Annotated in this window: 21 protein-coding genes; 9 read left to right on the top strand and 12 right to left on the bottom strand. The window is 70.5% G+C overall.

What is annotated here, in order from left to right; genetic code table 11:
* Window positions 1–51: 51 nt before the first annotated feature.
* Window positions 52–396 (bottom strand): hypothetical protein, encoded by a 345-nt coding sequence (locus tag EV148_RS13630; protein WP_131999158.1) that lies wholly within the window; start codon window positions 394–396, stop codon window positions 52–54.
* On the opposite strand from EV148_RS13630, the gene EV148_RS13625 reads away from it, so the two are divergent.
* On the top strand, window positions 377–1,510 hold the full coding sequence (locus tag EV148_RS13625) for a PepSY-associated TM helix domain-containing protein (RefSeq protein ID WP_158287469.1): 1,134 nt from the start codon (window positions 377–379) through the stop codon (window positions 1,508–1,510). The genes EV148_RS13630 and EV148_RS13625 overlap by 20 nt on opposite strands.
* Before the next feature lie 198 nt (window positions 1,511–1,708).
* On the opposite strand, the gene EV148_RS13620 is transcribed toward EV148_RS13625, so the two are convergent.
* The 7 genes from EV148_RS13620 to EV148_RS13590 all read right to left on the bottom strand — a co-directional run bounded on the left by EV148_RS13620 (window position 1,709) and on the right by EV148_RS13590 (window position 7,914).
* Window positions 1,709–2,386, bottom strand: a complete 678-nt coding sequence (locus EV148_RS13620) for a Fe2+-dependent dioxygenase (protein ID WP_131999154.1) — start codon at window positions 2,384–2,386, stop codon at window positions 1,709–1,711.
* A 103-nt stretch (window positions 2,387–2,489) separates the two neighbouring features.
* Window positions 2,490–4,814 (bottom strand): catecholate siderophore receptor Fiu, encoded by a 2,325-nt coding sequence (locus EV148_RS13615; protein WP_131999152.1) that lies wholly within the window; start codon window positions 4,812–4,814, stop codon window positions 2,490–2,492.
* A gap of 346 nt (window positions 4,815–5,160) precedes the next feature.
* A complete protein-coding gene (locus EV148_RS13610) occupies window positions 5,161–5,745 on the bottom strand; it encodes a HutD/Ves family protein (RefSeq protein ID WP_131999150.1) in 585 nt (194 codons plus the stop codon).
* A 174-nt stretch (window positions 5,746–5,919) separates the two neighbouring features.
* Window positions 5,920–6,435 carry a GNAT family N-acetyltransferase gene (locus EV148_RS13605; RefSeq protein ID WP_131999148.1) on the bottom strand — a complete coding sequence of 172 codons (516 nt, stop codon included), beginning with the start codon at window positions 6,433–6,435 and terminating at the stop codon, window positions 5,920–5,922.
* Window positions 6,436–6,439: 4 nt separating this feature from the next.
* Window positions 6,440–6,901, bottom strand: a complete 462-nt coding sequence (locus EV148_RS13600; protein WP_131999146.1) for an SET domain-containing protein — start codon at window positions 6,899–6,901, stop codon at window positions 6,440–6,442.
* A gap of 91 nt (window positions 6,902–6,992) precedes the next feature.
* Window positions 6,993–7,295 (bottom strand): ComEA family DNA-binding protein, encoded by a 303-nt coding sequence (locus tag EV148_RS13595; protein ID WP_131999144.1) that lies wholly within the window; start codon window positions 7,293–7,295, stop codon window positions 6,993–6,995.
* Window positions 7,296–7,440: 145 nt separating this feature from the next.
* A complete protein-coding gene (locus tag EV148_RS13590; protein WP_131999142.1) occupies window positions 7,441–7,914 on the bottom strand; it encodes an Lrp/AsnC family transcriptional regulator in 474 nt (157 codons plus the stop codon).
* An 83-nt stretch (window positions 7,915–7,997) separates the two neighbouring features.
* Between EV148_RS13590 and EV148_RS13585 the strand changes: the two genes are divergently transcribed.
* The 5 genes from EV148_RS13585 (at window position 7,998) to EV148_RS13565 (ending at window position 12,079) form a co-directional block, all read left to right on the top strand.
* Window positions 7,998–8,993, top strand: a complete 996-nt coding sequence (locus EV148_RS13585) for a threonine ammonia-lyase (protein WP_199222785.1) — start codon at window positions 7,998–8,000, stop codon at window positions 8,991–8,993.
* A 23-nt stretch (window positions 8,994–9,016) separates the two neighbouring features.
* Window positions 9,017–9,643, top strand: a complete 627-nt coding sequence (locus EV148_RS13580) for a glutathione S-transferase family protein (RefSeq protein ID WP_241988091.1) — start codon at window positions 9,017–9,019, stop codon at window positions 9,641–9,643.
* 32 nt (window positions 9,644–9,675) lie between these two features.
* The gene (locus EV148_RS13575) at window positions 9,676–9,867 is read left to right on the top strand and encodes a hypothetical protein (RefSeq protein WP_131999140.1); all 192 of its coding nucleotides are present in this window, start codon (window positions 9,676–9,678) and stop codon (window positions 9,865–9,867) included.
* Between the two features lie 141 nt (window positions 9,868–10,008).
* A complete protein-coding gene (locus EV148_RS13570; RefSeq protein ID WP_131999248.1) occupies window positions 10,009–11,490 on the top strand; it encodes a M20 family metallopeptidase in 1,482 nt (493 codons plus the stop codon).
* Between the two features lie 118 nt (window positions 11,491–11,608).
* A complete protein-coding gene (locus tag EV148_RS13565) occupies window positions 11,609–12,079 on the top strand; it encodes a GNAT family N-acetyltransferase (RefSeq protein WP_199222784.1) in 471 nt (156 codons plus the stop codon).
* 1 nt (window position 12,080) lies between these two features.
* Here the strand turns inward: EV148_RS13565 and EV148_RS13560 are convergent, their stop codons facing one another.
* Window positions 12,081–12,716: a LysE family translocator gene (locus EV148_RS13560; RefSeq protein WP_199222783.1), complete on the bottom strand. Its 636-nt coding sequence runs from the start codon at window positions 12,714–12,716 to the stop codon at window positions 12,081–12,083.
* Between the two features lie 125 nt (window positions 12,717–12,841).
* On the opposite strand from EV148_RS13560, the gene EV148_RS13555 reads away from it, so the two are divergent.
* A complete protein-coding gene (locus tag EV148_RS13555) occupies window positions 12,842–13,624 on the top strand; it encodes a dimethylarginine dimethylaminohydrolase family protein (protein WP_131999136.1) in 783 nt (260 codons plus the stop codon).
* A gap of 171 nt (window positions 13,625–13,795) precedes the next feature.
* Here EV148_RS13555 and EV148_RS13550 read toward each other — a convergent pair whose 3' ends face one another.
* The gene (locus EV148_RS13550; protein ID WP_131999134.1) at window positions 13,796–15,001 is read right to left on the bottom strand and encodes a hypothetical protein; all 1,206 of its coding nucleotides are present in this window, start codon (window positions 14,999–15,001) and stop codon (window positions 13,796–13,798) included.
* A gap of 163 nt (window positions 15,002–15,164) precedes the next feature.
* Here EV148_RS13550 and EV148_RS13545 point away from each other — a divergent pair, with 163 nt between their 5' ends.
* The gene (locus EV148_RS13545; RefSeq protein WP_131999132.1) at window positions 15,165–16,172 is read left to right on the top strand and encodes a pirin family protein; all 1,008 of its coding nucleotides are present in this window, start codon (window positions 15,165–15,167) and stop codon (window positions 16,170–16,172) included.
* On the opposite strand, the gene EV148_RS13540 is transcribed toward EV148_RS13545, so the two are convergent.
* Together EV148_RS13540 and EV148_RS13535 are read right to left on the bottom strand one after the other, a co-directional pair.
* Window positions 16,082–17,815, bottom strand: coding sequence for a glutamine--tRNA ligase/YqeY domain fusion protein (locus tag EV148_RS13540; RefSeq protein WP_131999130.1), 1,734 nt, complete (start codon window positions 17,813–17,815; stop codon window positions 16,082–16,084). The two genes, EV148_RS13545 and EV148_RS13540, sit on opposite strands and share 91 nt — an antisense overlap.
* 125 nt (window positions 17,816–17,940) lie before the next feature.
* Entirely contained in the window at window positions 17,941–18,255 is a 315-nt protein-coding gene (locus EV148_RS13535) for a DUF3253 domain-containing protein (RefSeq protein ID WP_131999128.1), read from the bottom strand.
* Between the two features lie 183 nt (window positions 18,256–18,438).
* On the opposite strand from EV148_RS13535, the gene EV148_RS13530 reads away from it, so the two are divergent.
* Complete coding sequence (locus EV148_RS13530; protein WP_131999126.1) at window positions 18,439–18,702, top strand: putative signal transducing protein; 264 nt, start codon at window positions 18,439–18,441, stop codon at window positions 18,700–18,702.
* The last annotated feature ends 32 nt before the right edge of the window (window positions 18,703–18,734 follow it).

Below are 18,734 nucleotides of genomic sequence, written 5' to 3'. Positions count from 1 at the left end.
AGAGATTGAAACACGGAGCCCACGGAGCAAGCGACGCGTTCCCGATCGGTCCTAGCGCTCGTTCGCGCGGATGCGCCGCGTTGCCGCGGCCGGCGACGGCCGGCGCTCGTGCGGCGAATGCGCAGGTGGCGCCGCCGCGGCCTGCGCCGGGCGTGGCCGCACGATCGCATCGAACGGCACGACGTCGGCGCCCGGATCGAACCGGCACGGCCCGTCGGCGAGGTCACCCGCGACGAGCGTCTCGCACTGCTGCTGCAGGTCGGCGACCTGCGCGTTTTCGCCGCTCCGTCGAAGGCTTTGCTGAATACCGCTAATAATATTGAGAACGATTCGCATTTGTGATCCAATCGGGGCTTGCCCTTGCGTGGATCCGGTCGTGCGTCCTTCGTTGCTCAAACGCGTGCTGTTTCGGCTGCACTGGCTGGCTGGTATCAGTGCCGGGCTCGTGCTGGGTGCGGTGGGGCTCACGGGCGGGCTGCTCGGGCTCGAGCAGCCGGTGCTGGCGTGGCTCAACCCGGCGTTGCACGTCGATGCGGCCGGGCGCGCGTTGCAGACGCCGGATCGCTGGATCGAGGCGGCACGTGCGGCGATGCCCGGGTATACGGTGCGCAGCGTTTCCTGGGAGGGGCCGGATCATGCGGTCGGCGTGCGCCTCGCGCGCGCGGGCGCGCGGCCGACCGAGGTCGCGCTCGATCCGTACTCGGGCGCCGTGCTCGGCGCGGAGCGTGGCAAGGCGTTCTTCGCCTCGGCGGAGCGGATCCATCGCAATCTCGCCGCGGGTCCCGTCGGCAAGCAGATCGTCGGCGCGAGCACCGCGCTCATGTTCGTGTTCATCGCGACCGGCATCTACCTGCGCTGGCCGCGTCGCGCGCGTTCGCCCTCGGCGTGGCTGCGCATGAACACTGCCGCGAAAGGGCGCGGATTCTGGTGGCAGTTGCACGCGGTCGTCGGCACCTGGTTGCTGGTCCCGTACCTGCTCGCCGCAGCGACCGGCCTCTGGTGGTCGTACGACTTCTATCGCAACGCGCTCAACGGGCTCGCCGGCGTGCCCGCGCCGCAGCGTCGTGCGCCCGCGGGCGACGCTCCAGTCGCGGCCTCGCTCGATGCGGCCTGGGCTGCGTTCCAGCGCGAAGCGCCGGAGGCGACGCGCGCGAACATCGCGACGACGACCGCCGCCGATGGCGCGCTCGAGATCCGCTACCAGACCGCGGCGAGCCCGCACGATCGCGCCTGGGACAGCCTCAAGCTCGATCCCGCCGACGGCAGCGTGCGCACGCGCGAGGCGTACGCGGACCAGCCACGCGGCCGTCGTTTCATCGCGTCGTTGTTCCCGTTGCATTCGGGCAGCTGGTTCGGCGTGCCCGGGCGGATCGTCGCCGCGGGGGCCGCGTTGCTCATGCCGTTGTTCGCGCTGAGCGGCCTGTGGATGTGGGTGCTGCGCCGGCGCAACGCCGCGCTGCGTCGCAGGGCTGCGAGCGCGCAGGCATCGCTCGAGGTTCGCACCGCATAGCGCTGCAGCCGGCGAGGTCCGTGCCTGCCACGGCAGAGCCTCGTGGACCGCCTCGTGCCTTCCCGTCGAATTGCGTTCCGGTACCGATGCATTCGAGCGTCGTGCAGCGCTGCAGCGGATCGGACGCGCTTCACCGGCACCGACGGTCGGGACAGGCGGGCCCTGCGTGCGCGGCCCGCAGGACGCCTGCGGTGCGGCTCACGTTTCGGACCACTCGCGCAACAGGTTGTGATAGACGTTGGTCAGGCGCAGCACCGCAGCGGTGTCGGCGCCGCTGCGCGTGAGTGCCTGGATCGACGTATCGAGTTCGAACAGCGCGAGTCGATGCCGATCCTCGCGCACGAGGCTCTGCACCCAGAAGAACGCCGCGATGCGCGCGCCGCGCGTGACCGGCGCGACGCGGTGCAGGCTGCTCGATGGATACAGGATCAGGTCGCCCGCGGGCAGCTTCACCTCGTGCTCGCCGTAGGTGTCGCTGATCACGAGTTCGCCGCCGTCGTATTCGTCCGGCTCGGCGAGGAACAGCGTGCAGGAGACGTCGCTGCGCATCTGCTCGCCGCCGGGCAGGGCCATCACCGCACCGTCGACGTGGAAGCCGTAATGGCCTCCGCCCTCGTACCGGTTGAAGCGCGGATGCAGCGTGCGCCGCGGCAGCGCCGCGGCATGGAAGAGCGCGCTCGCCGCGAGCGCATCGAGCACGATCGCGCCGAGGCGCTGGCGCAGCGGCGAAGCGTCCGGCAACTGGAGGTTGCGCTTCACGCGCGCACCCTGGTCGCCGACGGTTTCGCGACCATCGGTCCATTCGGCCCGATCGAGCTCGGCGCGCAGGTGCGCGATGCGCGGGGCGTCGAGGATGGCGGGGATGTGCAGCAGCATGGGATGCGTCCACGCGATGCGGGCCTCCATTCTCGCATCGTCGCCGTCGACGGTGGCTTCCTGCCAGCGTCGCGCGGGCCGCCGGGCGGCCGGCGCGCGAGGATCAGAAGCGGAAGGAAGCGGTGAGCATCGCCGAGCGCGGCGCGCCCGGATTGTAGCGATAGCCGCTCTTGTTGATCGCGGCCACGTAGTCCCTGTCGAACAGGTTGTACACGTTGAGCTGCAGGTCGAAGTGCTCGTTGACCGGATAGCTCGCCATCGCGTCGAACACCCACCAGGCATCGACCTTGGTCGGCGTACCGATCGCGCCGTCGTTGCCGCGCTTCATCTCGCCGGTGTAGCGCGCGCCGCCGCCGAGCACGAGGCCGAACGGCGTCCTGTACGTCGTCCACGCCGTGAACGCGGCGTCGGGCGTGTAGGCGAGGTCGTCGGACCCGTCCTGCGAGACGTGGCCGCCCTTCTCGACGGTCGCGTCCATCGACGTGTAACCGGCGGAGATGCTCCACGCTTCGCTGATCCTGCCGACGAGGCCGAGCTCGACGCCTTCGACACGCTTCTTGCCGACCTGGTAGTAGAGCTGGTCGACCGGGTCCTGCACGATCTCGTTGCTGATGTCGGTGCGGTACAGCGCGGCGGTCAGCAGCAGCTTCGCGTCGAACAGTTCCCACTTCGTGCCGAGTTCGCCGGTCTTCGCCTTCTGCGGATCGAAGATCGGGTTGTCGAGGCTGCTCGCGGAGGTGCTGAACGCGAGCGAATTGCCGCCCGGCGGCTGCTGCGAAACACCGTAATTGAGGTAGACGCTGCTGTCGGCGGTCGGCTTGTAGAGAAGGCCCGCCTTCCAGTTGAACAGCGTGCCCGACTTGTCGGCATTCGCACCCGGGACGATCGTGCCGGCGGGCAGGCTGCCGCACGCGGTCACGCCGCTCGTGGTGCAGACGACCGCGCTGCGGTAGTCGGTGTCGTAGTGGTCGAGCCGCACGCCGGCGTTCGCCTGCCAGCGTTCGTCGAAGGTGATCGTGTCGAACAGGTAGGCCGCTTCGGTGTCGGTGCGGCCGTCACCGTAGGCGCCGTTCCGGCCCCAGACGAGGCCGCCGACGTGCGCGTCGGGCCGGTACAGGTTCGCAGCGGGCCAGGTGCTGCCATTCAATGCGCCGAGGCCGGTCGAGATCGCGTCCTCGCGCGTGAACTCGACGCCGGTGCTGACGTCGTTGCCGACGCGGCCGAACTCCGAATGGACGCGCAGGTTGGTCTGGTTGGTGAGGATGCGGTTGGTCAGGTCCTTGAAGTTCGGATTGCTGCGCTTGAGCGTCCACGTCGACGGATCGGTGATATCGGGCGTGGCAAGGTTCGCCGCGGTCGCGGTGAACGAGGTGATGAGGTACTGCTGGTGCGTGCGACCCCAGCGCGTCGTGTTGACGAGCTTCAGGTCGTCGCTGAAGTCGTGCTCGACGAGCAGCGTGGCCATGTCGGTCTTGCTGTCGTCGTGGTCGTCGCGCGTGCCGTAGAAGTTGTACGGATCGACGCGCGGCGCGGCGCCGATCCCGGGCCGGGTCGGGTCCGGCGACGTGTAGCCCGGCAGGCCGATGGTCGGGATCGCACCATCAGGCACGTTGTCTTGCTTCAGGTGCAGCAGGTCCAGGAAGACGCGCGTCGGCGTGCCGAGCCCGAACGCGAACGTCGGCGCGATGCCCCAACGGTCGCGCTCGACCTCGTGGCGGCCCGGCACGCCACTGTCCTGCGCCATCACGTTCAACCGGAACGCCGCGCCGTCGAGGCCGTCGATGCGCGTGTTCCAGTCGGCGGTGGCGCGCTTCTGGTTGCCGCTGCCGTAGGCGACCGTGCCGCCGATGCGCTCGGCCAGCAGCGGCTGCTTGCTGACGAGGTTGATCGAGCCGCTCGGCGCGGTGCGGCCGTAATCGCTGCCGGACGGACCCTTGGTGACTTCGATCTGGTCGACGTTGAAGGTATCGCGCGAGATGCCGCCGAGGTCGCGCACGCCGTCGACGTAGATGCTGCCGGAGCTGTCGAAACCGCGCATGTAGACCGTGTCGCCGGTCGACGTGTTGCCGTTCTCGCCGGCGTAGAAGGTGCCGACGCCCGCGCTGTTGCGCAGTGCCTCGGTGAGGGTCGTCGCCGCCTGCTCCTGGATCAGGTCCGCGGCGATGATCTGGATCGTCTGCGTCGTGTCGACGAGCGGCTTGAGGTACTTCGGGCCGGCCATCGTGTCGACCTTGTAGCCTTCGACGGCGTGGCCTTCGACGTTGATCGTCGGCAGGCTGTTGGCTCCCGCCGCGTCGGCGAGGGCATCGGCGTCGGCATCGGCGGCGTGCAGTGGTGACATCGCGAGCGCGATGCCCGTGGCGAGGGTGGCGGCGGTGGTGCGTGGACCGCAGGCGACGGGATGCTTGCGGCTCTTGATGTACGACATGGACAGCTCCGTTCCGTGCATGGCCGCGCGCGGCAGCAGGGCCACGCGTGGCGGAGGGTTCCAGACGGCTGCCGCCGGGTACGGCTCCCGCGGAGCCCGCGGGCAACCAGCGGGCGTCCGGAGCTCCCCCTCTGGGTGGCGTCCGATCCCACGAATTAGAACCTAAATGAGAATGATTAGCAATAAACGCAACAGCCATGGAGCGCACCCCGTGCGCGACCGCAGGCCGCCGCACGTCGGTCGCCCACAGGGTTGGGCTCCTGCAATGGATTCGCGGGCGCAGCGTTGGACTCGCAGGCCGCCGAACCGCACCTCGGTCGCCCGCGCAGTGGGCTCGTGCAGCGAGTCAGCGCGAGGCCGCGAGGAACTTCACGAGCACGAGCTCGCCACTGCCTTCGAGCACGAGGCGGTGACCGCCTTCGCGGAAATCGGCGAGCAGCGATGCGCCCGCTTCCAGCGTGATCGCATCCGCCTCGCCGCGTGCGCTCGCATGGCCGGCGAACACGTGCACGAACCACTCGGCGTCGCGCTCGGGAAAGATCACCATCGGCCCTACCAGCGGCCGCGCGATCACTTCGGCACGGACCGCGTCGCGGCGCGCCATCACGTTGAAGTCGCGCGTCGGGCCGGCGACGAGGCGGCAGTCCACCTTCGCCTCGCCGGCGAAATGCACGCGCTCGAAGCGCTGCACGAGCCGGCGCGGTGGCGCATCGTCGATGTCGAGCTCGATGCCGTTGCCGTCGAGCAGGAGCAGGTCGCGATCGACGCCGGGGAAGGACGAGAACGGGCCGTCGCTCTCGATCTCGGCGATGCTGATGCGCCAGCGGAAGTCGTCGCCGCCGCTGCGCGCGATCTCGGTGGTCCAGCCACCGTCATTCTTCCAGCGCGTGCGCTGGCAGGACGACGACGGGATTCGCAGCAAGGGACTCATGCGGTTTCCGGTCACGGGAGAGTGCCCGCACTGTAACGCGATCGCGCAGACGGCTCGCCGGGCGGGTCCTGCAGGGGCCTCACGGGTGCCACCCGATGGGCGCGCCGCCCGCCGCGTCCGATTTCGCGCACGGCGGCCCGCATGCGGAAAAAACGCCCCTGATGTCCGCCGCGGTCAGCGATCCGGATGGTAGCTGTAGACGAGCGTCGCGTGGCCGAGGAAATCGATCGTCGTCGCCTGGCGGCCGCCGAGGCGGCGCGCAACGCGCTCGGATGCGCTGTTCTCGGCGCGTATGAGGCTGATCGCGCGCGACGCGTGCAAGGTCCCGAAGGCGAAGTCGAGCGATGCGCGCGCCGCTTCGGTCGCGTAGCCCTTGCGCCGGTGTGCGGGCACGAGCATCCAGCCGAGTTCGAGGTCGGGCCAGCCTTCCGGGAAGTGCAGGCCGACGCGGCCGACGAACTCGCCGCTGTCGCGCAGTTCGACCGCCCACATGCCGCAGCCGCGCAGCGCCCAGTGGCCGAGCAGCATCGCCATCGAGCGCCAGGCATTCATGCGGTCGAGCGGCTGGCCGTCACCGACGAAGCGCGTGCTGCTCGCATCGGCGAGCATCGCCGCGTATGCCTCGAAATGGCGTTCGCCGAGCGCGCACAGGCGCAGGCGTTCGGTCACGAGCGTGGGAATCTCGATCATCGGTTCAGGCGAGCAGTGCGGCGAGCGCGGCCGTGGAAGCGCGCAGGCTCTGTTGCCAGTCGTAGCCGACGATGCGCTCGCCGGTCCGCGCGTCGCGGAACTCCTCTTCCTGGCCGGGCGCGAGGAGGTGGCGATAGTCGACCGTGACTTCGGTGCCCGCGGCGAGGTCCGCCGCGGCGAACACGAAACCGAGGTGCCACAGCCCGCTCGGCTCGAATGCATGGTTGATGTAGCACTCGTCCGGCCACTCGGGCGTGACGGTGTAGCGGTCCTCGAACCAGCGCACCGTCGCCGGCAACAGGCGCGCGGCGTCGGGCAGGGCGTGGATCTCGTCGAACGTGTAGACGCGCGCAATCGCGTCGGGCGCGGTGATGAGGCGCCCGCGCGCGACCGGCTCGTCGAGGAACAAGCCCTGTCCTGCGCCCGTGATCAGAGACGGGCCGATGTGGTAGCGGGGGAGGATCATCGCGTGCGACCGCCGTTCGGCGGGGCGCGAGTCTAGCAGAGTGCCGGCGGCGTGCCGCGTGCCATCGCGCGATCCGCGGCCACGCGCCCCGCTAGGGGCCGCGGAACATCGGTCGCGGCGACTCCGGCGTGCTGCCGACGATCACGATCGCATCGCGGTTCGCCTCGATCGTCTTGCTGCCGATGCCCTTGACCTTGCGCAGGTCCTCGACGCGCGCGAACGGCCCGTTCGCCTTGCGGTAGGCGACGATCGCCTCGGCCTTGACCAGACCGACCCCGCTGAGCGACTCGGCCAGCGTCTTCGCATCGGCATGGTTGATGTCCACCTGCGCGAACGCGACCGCCGGCAGGAGCAGGCAGCACAGGCAGAACAGGAACCGGCGGAACAGCTTCATCGATGCGGTGTGGCGACAGCCGCGCAGGGTGGCGCGATGGGGGCCAGTCTAGGAGAGCCCCGGGCGCGGAGGGAGTGTCGCGGCGCACGTGGCGCTGTAGGCGAGGCGCGATCGTTCGCGTAGGAAATTTCCTACACCATGCGGTTCAGTCCGCATCGAGCGGCACGCCGAGGCCGCGCTTGAGCGTGCCGAGCACGACGCGCGTGCGATAGCGGCGCACGTTGGTGTTCTCGGCGAGCAGGCGCTGCATGAAGGCTTCGTAGGCGTCGACGTCGCGCGCGGTCACGACGAGCACGTAGTCCTCGTCGCCGGTGACGTACCACGCTTCCTGGATCGCCGCCTCGCGCTCGAGCCAGCGCTTGAGGCCCGCCACGAGTTCGCTGCGATCGCCGTCGACGACGAGGTCGGCGATCATCGTCAGCGGCCGGCCGACGCTGCGCGCGTCGACGATCGCGATGTCGCCGGTGATGACGCCTTCGTCGCGCAGGCGCGCGACGCGGCGCTGCACGGCCGAAGCGGACAGGCCGATCTCCGCGCCGATCGTCTCGGCCGGCAGGCGCGCGTCGCGCTGGAGCAGGGCGAGGATCCTGCGGTCGAGTTTGTCGAGGGTTGCGGGCATCGTGCGTCGAAGCTCGGGAACGCGCGCGGAAGCCGCGCGACCGCGCCGGCATACGCGGCCGCGCCGCGCGGGCGGACTCTAGCATGGTCGCCGTGTTCGACGACCCGCGGCGTGCCGCACGACCGATGACCCCATTGCTTGCCATCGAAGCCATCGAGGCCGCGCGCGGCCACATCGACCCGGCCCATCTCGATACGCCCGTCGCGACGAGCGCGGCGCTCGACGCCGCGCTCGGTTGCCACCTGCTCGCGAAGATCGAGACCGCCAATCCGATCGGCTCGTTCAAGGCGCGCGGCGCCGACGCGTTCGTCGCCACCGCGCTCGCGCCCGGCGAGGCCGTCGCGTGCGCTTCCGCCGGCAACTTCGGCCAGGGCCTCGCACGGGCGTGCGCGCGGCGTGGCCACGCCTGCACGGTGTTCGTGTCGCGCCACGCCAATCCGCTCAAGGTCGAGGCCTTGCGGCGCTTCGGCGCCGACGTGCATGTCGCCGGCGAGGATTTCGACGCAGCCAAGGATGCAGCGCGCGTGTACGCCGGCATGCACGGGCTGCGCTTCGTCGAGGACGGCGCCGAGCCCGCGATCGCCGAAGGCGCCGGCACGATCGGGCTCGAACTCGCGCCCGGCCACGCGTTCGACGCGATCACCGTGCCGCTCGGCAACGGCGCGCTGCTCGCCGGCGTCGGCAGCGCGTTGCGCCTTCGAGCACCGCGGGTCGAGATCGTCGCGGTGGTCGCGCGCGCCGCGCCGGCGATGCAGCGCTCGCTGGTCGAAGGACGCGTGGTGCGGACGGACGACGCGCCGACGATCGCCGACGGCATCGCCGTGCGCGTGCCGATCGCACGCACGCTCGGCCTGCTGCGCCGCTGCTGCGACGACGTCGTCGACGTCTCCGAGCAGCATCTCGTCGATGCGATCGTGCTGCTGCATCGCCATCTCGGTCTCGTCGCCGAACCCGCGGGTGCGGCAGGCGTCGCCGCCGTGCTCGCGCGGCCGCGGCGCTACGCCGGTCGCCGCGTCGCGACGATCGTCTGCGGCGCCAACCTCGCCGCGCCGTTGCGCGCGCAACTGCTCGGCGCATGACCCATCCATACGGAAGCCCCGCCATGATGAAACTGCTCTGCCAATCGCATTCGCCCTACGCGCGCAAGGTGCTCGTCGCGGCGCATGAGCTCGGCCTTGCCGGCGAGCTCGACGTCGTCCACCACGAGACGAGCCCGCTGCTCGCCAACGATGCGGTCTTCGCGTGCAATCCGCTCGGCAAGGTGCCCGTGCTCGTGCTCGACGACGGCTTCGTGCTGTTCGACTCGGACGTCATCTGCGCCTGGCTCGACGACCTGCATGGCGGTGCGCGGCTCGTTCCCGCCGACGCGCCACGGCGCTGGCGCGCGCTGCGCCTGCAGGCGCTCGCGCAGGGGATCGCCGATGCCGGCATCGCGGTGCGCTGGGAAACCGAGCGGCGTCCGCCCGGGCTGCGCTGGGACGAACTGCGCGACGGCCACCTGCGCAAGATCGCCGCCGCCTGCGACCTGCTCGAGCGCGAGCTCGACGATGGCGGCGACGCACCCGACATCGGCGCGATCGCGATCGCTACGGCGCTCAGCTGGATCGACTTCCGCGGCGTATACGCATTCCGCGACGGCCGCCCGCGCCTAGCCGCGTGGTACGCGCGCGTCGACGCGCGACCGTCGATGCGCGCAACGACGCTGTCCGGCGACACGCAGGACGGCTGAGACGACTCCCTACCCGTACTGGAGCATCCATCATGCATTCGTCCGGCAAGGACCTCCTGTTCATGCACGGCCACATCGTCGATGCCGATCTCGCGCGCCGCCTTGCCGGGGCCGGCCAGCCGGTCCCGTCGACGCCGCGCGCCCGATTCCCCTCGTGGCTTCGGCGCTTCGCGGACCTGCTCGGCTGGCTCGGCTGCGGGGCCGTGCGCGCCTGGCCGAACTGAGCGCGGCCCGGGCGCCGGCGGGCGCGGCACGCGAAGATGACGCGCCGATCCGCTACGATTCACGGCTCGCGAATGCCCGGTACGACGCCGGGCTGCGGTCGCCGTGCCGCGCGCGCCATGTCCAGCGAACAAGGTGACCAGATGGATTCCAACGCACTCAGCGGTTTCGTCGGCGGCCTCTGGGACGAGCAGATCGTCCCGCAGCTCACCGAGTACATCCGCATCCCGAACAAGTCGCCGATGTTCGACGCGCAGTGGGCCGAGCACGGCTACATGGACCAGGCGGTCGCGCTGATGGAAGCGTGGGCGAAGGCGCAGCCGATTCCCGGCATGCAGCTCGAAGTGGTGCGCCTCCCCGGCCGCACGCCGCTGATCTTCATCGAGATCCCGGGGCAGGGCGAGGACACCGTGCTGCTCTATGGGCATCTCGACAAGCAGCCGGAGATGACCGGCTGGTCCGCGCATCTCGGGCCGTGGAAGCCCGTGCTCGACGGCGACCGCCTGTACGGCCGTGGCGGTGCCGACGACGGCTATGCGATCTTCGGTTCGCTCGCCGCGATCATGGCGCTGCAGGCGCAGGGCATCCCGCACGCGCGTTGCGTGGTGATGATCGAGGCGTGCGAGGAATCGGGCAGCTACGACCTGCCGTACTACGTCGACCATCTCGCCGCACGCATCGGCAAGCCGTCGCTGATCGTCTGCCTCGATTCGGGTTGCGGCAACTACGACCAGCTCTGGCTCACCACCTCGCTGCGCGGCCTCACCGGCGGCAACCTCACCGTGAAGGTGCTCGAGGAAGGCGTGCACTCCGGCGATGCCTCGGGCGTCGTCGCGTCGAGCTTCCGCATCCTGCGCCAGGTGCTGTCGCGCCTCGAGGACGAGACGAGCGGCCGCATCAAGCCGCAGGAACTGCACGTGGAGATCCCGGCGCAGCGCGTCGCGCAGGCGCAGCGCACCGCACAGATCCTCGGCGACGCGGTGTACTCGAAGTTCCCGCTCGTCGACGGCATGCAGCCGATGAACGCCGACCTCGCCGAGCTCGTGCTCAACCGCACCTGGCGCCCGGCGCTGTCGGTGACAGGCATCGGCGGCCTGCCCGCGCTCGATTCGGCCGGCAACGTGCTGCGACCGTACACGGCGGTCAAGCTGTCGCTGCGCGTGCCGCCGACGCTGGATGCGGCGAAGGGCGGCGAATTCCTCAAGCGCCTGCTCGAGTCCGATCCGCCGTACGGCGCCAAGGTCACGTTCGACCTCGAGAAGGCCGGCAGCGGCTGGGAAGCGCCGGCGCTCGCGCCGTGGCTCGAAGCTGCGGTGGACGCCGCGTCGCAGCAGTTCTTCGGCGCGCCGGTCGCCTACAACGGCGAAGGCGGCTCGATCCCGTTCATGGGCATGCTCGGCGAGAAGTTCCCCGGCGCGCAGTTCATGATCACCGGCGTGCTCGGCCCGCATTCGAACGCGCACGGCCCGAACGAGTTCCTGCACGTGCCCACGGGCAAGCGCATGTCGATGTGCGTCGCCAAGGTCGTTGCCGACCACTACGTCGCGAGTACCCAGGGCCTCACCCGCGGCGTCGCCGCAAGCCACGCGCACACGGTCAAGGGCGAAGACGGCTGCTGCGACTGACGGTGCTTCGTCGGGCGGTTGCAGGGCCTTGCTCCTGATCCCTGGAATCCCGTCAGCGCCTCGACAGGACGCGGCCGCATCGGTGCCATCGCGCGCCCGCGTTCGCGCCGATGGGGGCGTGAAGCTGTCGTCCATGGAGATTGCCATGACCGTGACCGTGACCGTGCGCGCTGCGCGTACCTACGACGCCGGAGCGATCGCCGAACTGTGCGGGGAACTCGGCTACGCGTCGACGCGCCAGCAGGTGGTTTGCCGGCTCGCCGCGATCGAGGCCGAAGGGCAGGGCTGCGTGCTGGTCGCCGAAGACGCGGCCGGCATGCTGGTCGGCTGGCTGCACGTGGGCCAGGCCGCGTCGCTGACCGACGACGTCGAAGGCGAGATCCGCGGGCTGGTCGTGCGCGAAGGCTCGCGCGGTGCCGGGGTCGGTGCGCGGCTCGTCGAAGCCGCCGAGCAGTGGGCGCGCGCCCATGGCTGCGCGCGCATGCGCGTACGCAGCCGCCTCGAGCGCGAACGTGCGCATCGCTTCTACGAACGCTTCGGCTACGCGCGGCGCAAGACCCAGGTCGTGTTCGACCGGCCGCTCGGCTGATTCAGCGCGAGCGCGCCTGCGTGGCCATGTGCACTGCGAGACCGCCGAGCACGCTGCCCATGAACCAGCGCTGGAGCCTGAGCCAGGCCGGGCGGCGGGCGAGGAAGCCGGAGATCGAACCGGCCAGCACGACGACGCTGCCATTGACGAGCATGCTGATCGCGATCTGGATCGCGCAGAGCAGCAGCGACTGCGCGAGCACGTGGCCTGCGGCCGGATCGATGAACTGCGGCAGCAGTGAAAGGTAGAGCAAGGCGGCCTTCGGGTTCAGCAGGTTCGTCATGAAGCCCATCGTGACGAGCTTGCGGCGCGAATCTTTCGGCAGCTCGCGCGGCGCGAACGGCGAATGGCCGCCGGGCTTGAGCGCCTGCCAGGCAAGCCAGCCGAGGTAGAGCGCGCCGCCGAAGCGCAGCACGTCGTAGGCGAGCGGCACGGCGAACAGCAGCGCGGTGACGCCGAACGCGGCGAGCAGCGCATAGACGACGAAACCGAGCGCGGTGCCGGCGAGCGAGGTGAGGCCCGCGGCAGGGCCCTGGCTGATCGAGCGCGAGGTGAGATAGATCATGTTCGGCCCTGGCGAGAGTGCCATGCCGAGGCAGAGCAGGCTGAAACCGAGTGTCGCGTGCGGCAGCGTCATGGACGGCTCCACTGGGAAGCGCGCAGTCTGCCGGAGACGCGCAGCGCGCGACAGGTCCATTTCGACGGTGCCATCGCGCGATTTGGGCGAGAATCGGTGCCTTCGGTTACCTTCGAACGCCAGCCATGCCCATTCCAGCCTTGATCGCGATCACGCGTGACGTCAGCCCGAGCCTCGCCGCCTGCGAACTGTCCTTCGTCGAACGCGCGCCGATCGACCTCGACCGCGCGATCGAACAACATCGCGCCTACCGCGCCGCACTCGCGACGCTCGGCTGCGAGGTGCACGACCTGCCCGCGCAGCCGCAATGCCCCGACGCGGTGTTCGTCGAGGACGTCGCGGTCGTCGTCGACGAGGTTGCCGTGATGACGCGCCCAGGGGCCGAGTCGCGCCGCGGCGAAGGCGCGACCGTGGCGCCGCTGCTCGCGCGCTGGCGCACCCTGCGCGCGATCGAAGCGCCCGGGACGCTCGACGGCGGCGACGTGCTGCGCATCGGCAAGCGCGTCTACGTCGGCCAATCCGCGCGCAGCAATGCGGACGGCATCGCGCAATTGCGCGCGTTGCTCGCGCCCCACGGCTACCTGGTGCAGGGCGTGCCGATCCGCGGCTGCCTGCATCTCAAATCCGCGGTCACCGCGCTCGCCGACGACGCCGTGCTCCTGCAGCCGGCGTGGGTCGACCGCGAGGCCTTCGCCGGTTTTCGCCTCGTCGAGGTCGACGCCGCCGAGGAGCATGCGGCGAACGTGCTGCGCATCGGCGAGCGCGTGGTCTCGCCCGCGTGCTTCCCGCGCACGCATGCACGCATCCGCGCCGCAGGCATCGAGGTCGTCGCCGTCGACGTGTCGGAGTTGCAGAAGGCTGAAGGAGCAGTCACGTGTTGCAGCCTCGTGTTCGAGACGGGGCCGTGACCGGCGCACACCGGCAGGAGCGCGCCCTGGACGACCGGTGACGCGGCGAGGGTCGATGGTGCGGTCGCGCACGGGGTGCGCTCCTGGAGATGGAGAACCGTGGATCGAGGCGCGCCGATGCCGGATCCGCCGCCGCACGGCTCGGTCCGGCTTACGCATCCTTCCCAGCTCTCAGCCCTGTAGCGGCTTCGGTCGCGATGCCCCAGGCCCTGGCCCCAACCGAACCGCCTCGAGCGCCCCATACGACGCCTCCATCCAGCGCGCCGCAACCTCGCGCAACGCCTCCGTCACCGCCGCGTTCTTGCGGGCGCGATCGTCGGCGAAGGCTTCGTAAGGGCGCTTCGCATGGCGCTCGAAGGTCGCCGCGTAGCGCTGCGCATCCACGCCCGTCGGATCGAGCCCGAACAGGCGCGGGATGCGCGACCGCAATGCGTCCGACGAGGGATCGAGGAGCTCGGCGTAGTTCACGAGGCGTTCCGCCTCGGCATGCGGCACGACGGCCGCGCAGATCGAGCCGAGCACGCGGGCTGCGTGTTCGATCGGTCGGATTTCGACGCCGGGCGCCGGCGGCGCGAGCCAGGCCTCGGGCAGCATGCCCGGCACGACGTGGCGGCCCGCTTCGCGTGCGTGCGAGACGAGCACTTCGAGCGGCGCGCGATAAGCGAACAGCCATGGCACGCCGGGCAGCAGCGTGCCCAGCGCACCGAGCGCGAGCGCATGCCACGCGTCGAGCTTGATCACGACGCGCGCATCATCGCCCGCAGGCTGGCGCAACGCGGCGAGCACGCCGCGGAACGCGCGCGCGCCGGGATCCATGCCGGACAGTGCCGCCATCAGCGCCGTGTCGAGCAGACCCGGCTCGCTGATCACGCGCGTGCCCGGCCAGGCTTTCAGCGCTTGCGCGATCAGCGTCGAACCGCAGCGCGATTCGTGCAGGACCAGCCCGGTGAGCGGCAACGCGTCGGCCTCGAGTTCGGCGACGAATCCGGGCGTGAGCGGCGTGCGCTGCGCGAACCAGCGGTTGAACGGGCGATAGCGCAGCGCAGCGACGACTTCTTCATGGAACGGTCGGTCCGCCACCGTGCCGCAGCCCCAGACGATTTCGGCGCCGTCGGCACCCCACTCGAGCGCGAGCGGCTGCCAGCCGCGGCGCTGCCCGGATGGCCACGCCCGGTTCGGCGGGCACGGCGGAGCTGCGCGCTCGAATGCGAGGGCTGCCAGCACATCGGCGTCGTCCGCATGTCCGCGCCGGGCATTCGCCGCGAGCAAGGCGACGCGGAAGTCGTCCGGAGAGGCGATCGACGCGAGCTCGGCGGCCGTTCCCGGATCCTGCAGCATCCAGGCGGCGCAGCGGGCGAGGGCGTCGGCAGGAATCATGTCGGGCATCCGTGGATCATAACCGCCTCGTCCTCGCGGGCGGCTCAGCGTTTCCCCACGGCAACGGCGCGTCGCGGCGGTGGCGACTACCGCGTCGGGCCCGGCGGCCCTATGTTGGTGGCAGGAGAAGGCCGCCCGTCCGGGCGAGCCGTCGGAGATCGGGATGAAGAAGGTTCTTGCCGTGCAGGCCGCGCCGCGGCCGCACTGGGTTGGCGACGGGTTTCCCGCGCGCTCGATGTTTTCGTACAACAGCCACGGCCAGGCGTTGAGCCCGTTCCTGCTGCTCGACTACGCGGGGCCGATGGCGTTCGAGCCGGCGGCGCGACCGCGCGGCGTCGGCGAGCATCCGCACCGCGGCTTCGAGACGGTCACGATCGTCTACGAAGGCGAGGTCGCGCACCGCGATTCGACTGGCGCGGGCGGGCGCATCGGCCCGGGCGACGTGCAGTGGATGACGGCGGCATCGGGCATCCTGCACGAGGAGTTCCACTCCGAGGCGTTCACGCGCAGCGGCGGCCTGCTCGAGATGGTGCAGCTGTGGGTCAACCTGCCGGCGAAGGACAAGATGTCCGCGCCCGGGTACCAGACCCTGCTCGACGCGGAGATTCCGCGCGTCGCGCTGCCCGGCGATGCCGGCAGCGTGCGCGTGATCGCGGGTGAGTACGCAGGCCAGCGCGGCCCCGCGCGCACGTTCACGCCGGTCGACGTCTGGGATGTGCGCCTCGCCGCTGGCCGTCGCGCGGCGTTCGAGCTGCATGACGGCCACACGACCGCGCTCGTCGTGCTGCACGGCACCGTGCTCGTCAACGGCAGCGAGATCGCGCGCGAGGCGCAGCTCGTCGTGCTCGATCGCGCGGGTTCGACGATCGAGGTCGAGGCGAACGGCGATGCGACGTTGCTGCTGCTCGCGGGCGAACCGATCGACGAGCCGATCGCCGGTTACGGCCCGTTCGTGATGAACAGCGCCGAGGAGATCCAGCAGGCGATCGACGACTTCAACAGCGGTCGCTCGGCCGCATCGCGCAGCCTGCGTGAGTCGAACCGCGCCCGTCGCCGCTCGCGCGGCGCGGGCGCATCGCCTCAGCCCTTGGCGAACGAATCGCGCAAGGTGACCGTGCGATTGAACACCGGCTTCGCGTCGGCGTGGTCGGCGAGGTCGGCGACGAAATAGCCGAGGCGTTCGAACTGCAGCACGTGCTCGCGCTGCGCCGCGGCGCCGGCCGGTTCGATCCACGCCTGCACGACGCGCTTGGAATCGCGGTTGATGTGGTCGGCGTAGGTCTTGCCATCGCTCGTGTCGTCGGGGTCGGCGACCGTGAAGAGGCGCTCGTACAGTCGCACTTCGGCGGCGACCGCATGCTTCGCGCTGACCCAGTGGATCGTGCCCTTGACCTTGCGGTCGGCGCCCGGCATGCCGGCGCGCGTGTCGGCATCGAGCGTGCAGCGGACCTCGGTCACGCGGCCGTCGGCGTCCCTGGCGACGTCGGTGCAGCGCACGATGCCGACGCCACGCAGGCGCACTTCGCCGCCCGGGACGAGGCGGTGGAAGCCCTTCGGCGGCACTTCGAAGAAGTCGTCGCGCTCGATCCAGAGTTCGCGCGAGAACGGCACGCGGCGCGTGCCGAAATCGGGGTTCTTCGGATGGTTGGCGAACTCGATCGTTTCCTCGTGCGCGGCACCGAGGTTGGTGATCACGAGCTTGAGCGGGTCGAGCACGGCCATGCGGCGCGGCGCGTTCGCGTCGAGCACTTCGCGCACGCAGCCTTCGAGCACGCTGAACTCGATCACCGAGTTCTGCTTGGTCACGCCCGCGCGCTCCCAGAACGCGCGGATCGCCGCCGGCGGGAAGCCGCGGCGGCGCAGGCCCGCGAGGGTCGGCATGCGCGGATCGTCCCAGCCGTCGACGAGGCCGTCGGCGACGAGGGCCATGAGCTTGCGCTTGCTCATGACCGTGTAGTCGAGGTTGCCGCGCGCGAATTCGATCTGCTGCGGGCGGCTCGGCGGGCCGGCAAGGCCGGCGCGGCGCATCGGCTCGACGATCTCCGGCATCGACGGCAGGTCGAGCTGGTCGAGGCACCAGTCGTACAGCGGGCGATGGTCCTCGAACTCCAGCGTGCACAGCGAATGCGTGATGCCTTCGACCGCGTCCGACACGCAGTGCGCGTAGTCGTACATGGGGTAGATCGGCCATGTGTCGCCGGTGTTCTGATGCGTGACCTTGCGGATGCGGTACAGCGTGGGGTCGCGCAGGTTGATGTTGCCCGACGCCATGTCGATCTTCGCGCGCAAGGTGCGTGCGCCGTCGGCGAATTCGCCCGCGCGCATGCGGCGGAACAGGTCGAGGTTCTCCTCGACGCTGCGCTCGCGCCACGGCGAGTTGCGGCCGGGTTCGGTCAAGGTGCCGCGGTACTCGCGCACCTCGTCCGCGCTGAGGTCGCAGACGAACGCCTTGCCGTCGCGGATGAGCTTCTCGGCGCAGAGGTAGAGGATCTCGAAGTAGTCCGAGGCGTGGTGCAGCGAATCCCATTCGAAGCCGAGCCAGCGCACGTCGGCCTGGATCGCGTCGACGTACTCGACGTCTTCCCTGGCCGGGTTGGTGTCGTCGAAACGCAGGTTGCAACGGCCGCCGAAATCGGCCGCGATGCCGAAATTGAGGCAGATCGACTTGGCATGGCCGAGGTGCAGGTAACCATTGGGCTCGGGCGGGAAGCGCGTCTTCACGCGGCCGCCGTGCTTGCCGACCGCGCGGTCGGCGACGACGATCTGGCGGATGAAATTGCCCGCGGCGGGCGCGGCGGTGGTGGCGTCGGTCATGCGTCAGCGCCGCGGCTGCGCGGCGTCCGGTTGAAGGTAAACCACCAGTCTAGCAGGGTGTCGCCAGCCTGCGTTTGCCGCGCCAGCGGAGCGATCGCGCGCGGCGGATGCGGTCGCCGGCCCGCTCAGACCTCGGCGAGGCTGGCGCTGCGCACGCCGGGCAGGGTGCGCAGGCGCAGGCGCACCGGGCCGCGCACGTCGCGGATGTCGACCACGCTCTCGTGCTGGGTCGCCTCGATCAGCCCGCGCTCGACCAGCGCGACCGCGACCGTGCGCACCGGGCGCATGAGGTCCTGCCAGCGCCAGCCGAGGCGCGTGCCGAGCAGGTGCGCCGCCTCGCTCGGGCAGATGCTGCGCCCCGGCCCCCGCTCGTGGAGCAGTTCCATGAGGCATTCACGGATGCGCTCGGCCAGCAGGTCGTCGTGGAACGGCAGGTTCATCCCGTGCTCTGCACCGGCTGCACGCCCGCGGGTCGTCGGGGTCGCGGGCCGGTGGCAATGGCCGGCATAATAGCCACATGGCCGCGATGGCACGTGGCGCAGTGCACCAGCGCCACGCAAGTTCACATCGCAGGCATCCGGCCTTCACGCCGCACGGCCGGGCGGCGGTTCCACGGGACGCGAATGAAGATCGTCTATCGGGCCGAGAACATCATCGACGCGAACCTCGTCAAGGGCGCGCTCGAACTCGAGGGCATTGCCGCCTTCGTCAGCGGCGAATACCTCACCGGCGCCGTCGGCGAACTTCCCGTCTGGAACCTCGTCGCGGTCATGGTCGCCGACCTCGACGTCGAACGCGCCGCGCCTATCGCCGGCCGCATCGACCTCGCCCTGCGCGAACGCCGCGCGCAGCACGACGGCCTCGCCGGCGGGGCAATGCCGGCCTGAGCGCCGTCTCCACTCCCACTTTCCGGAACAAG

It is taken from the genome of Dokdonella fugitiva (genome assembly GCF_004342425.1).
In the GTDB taxonomy this organism is placed as follows: domain Bacteria; phylum Pseudomonadota; class Gammaproteobacteria; order Xanthomonadales; family Rhodanobacteraceae; genus Dokdonella_A; species Dokdonella_A fugitiva.
The sequence above is the reverse complement of the archived record's forward strand: the minus strand, read 5'-3'. Positions and strand labels throughout refer to the sequence as shown.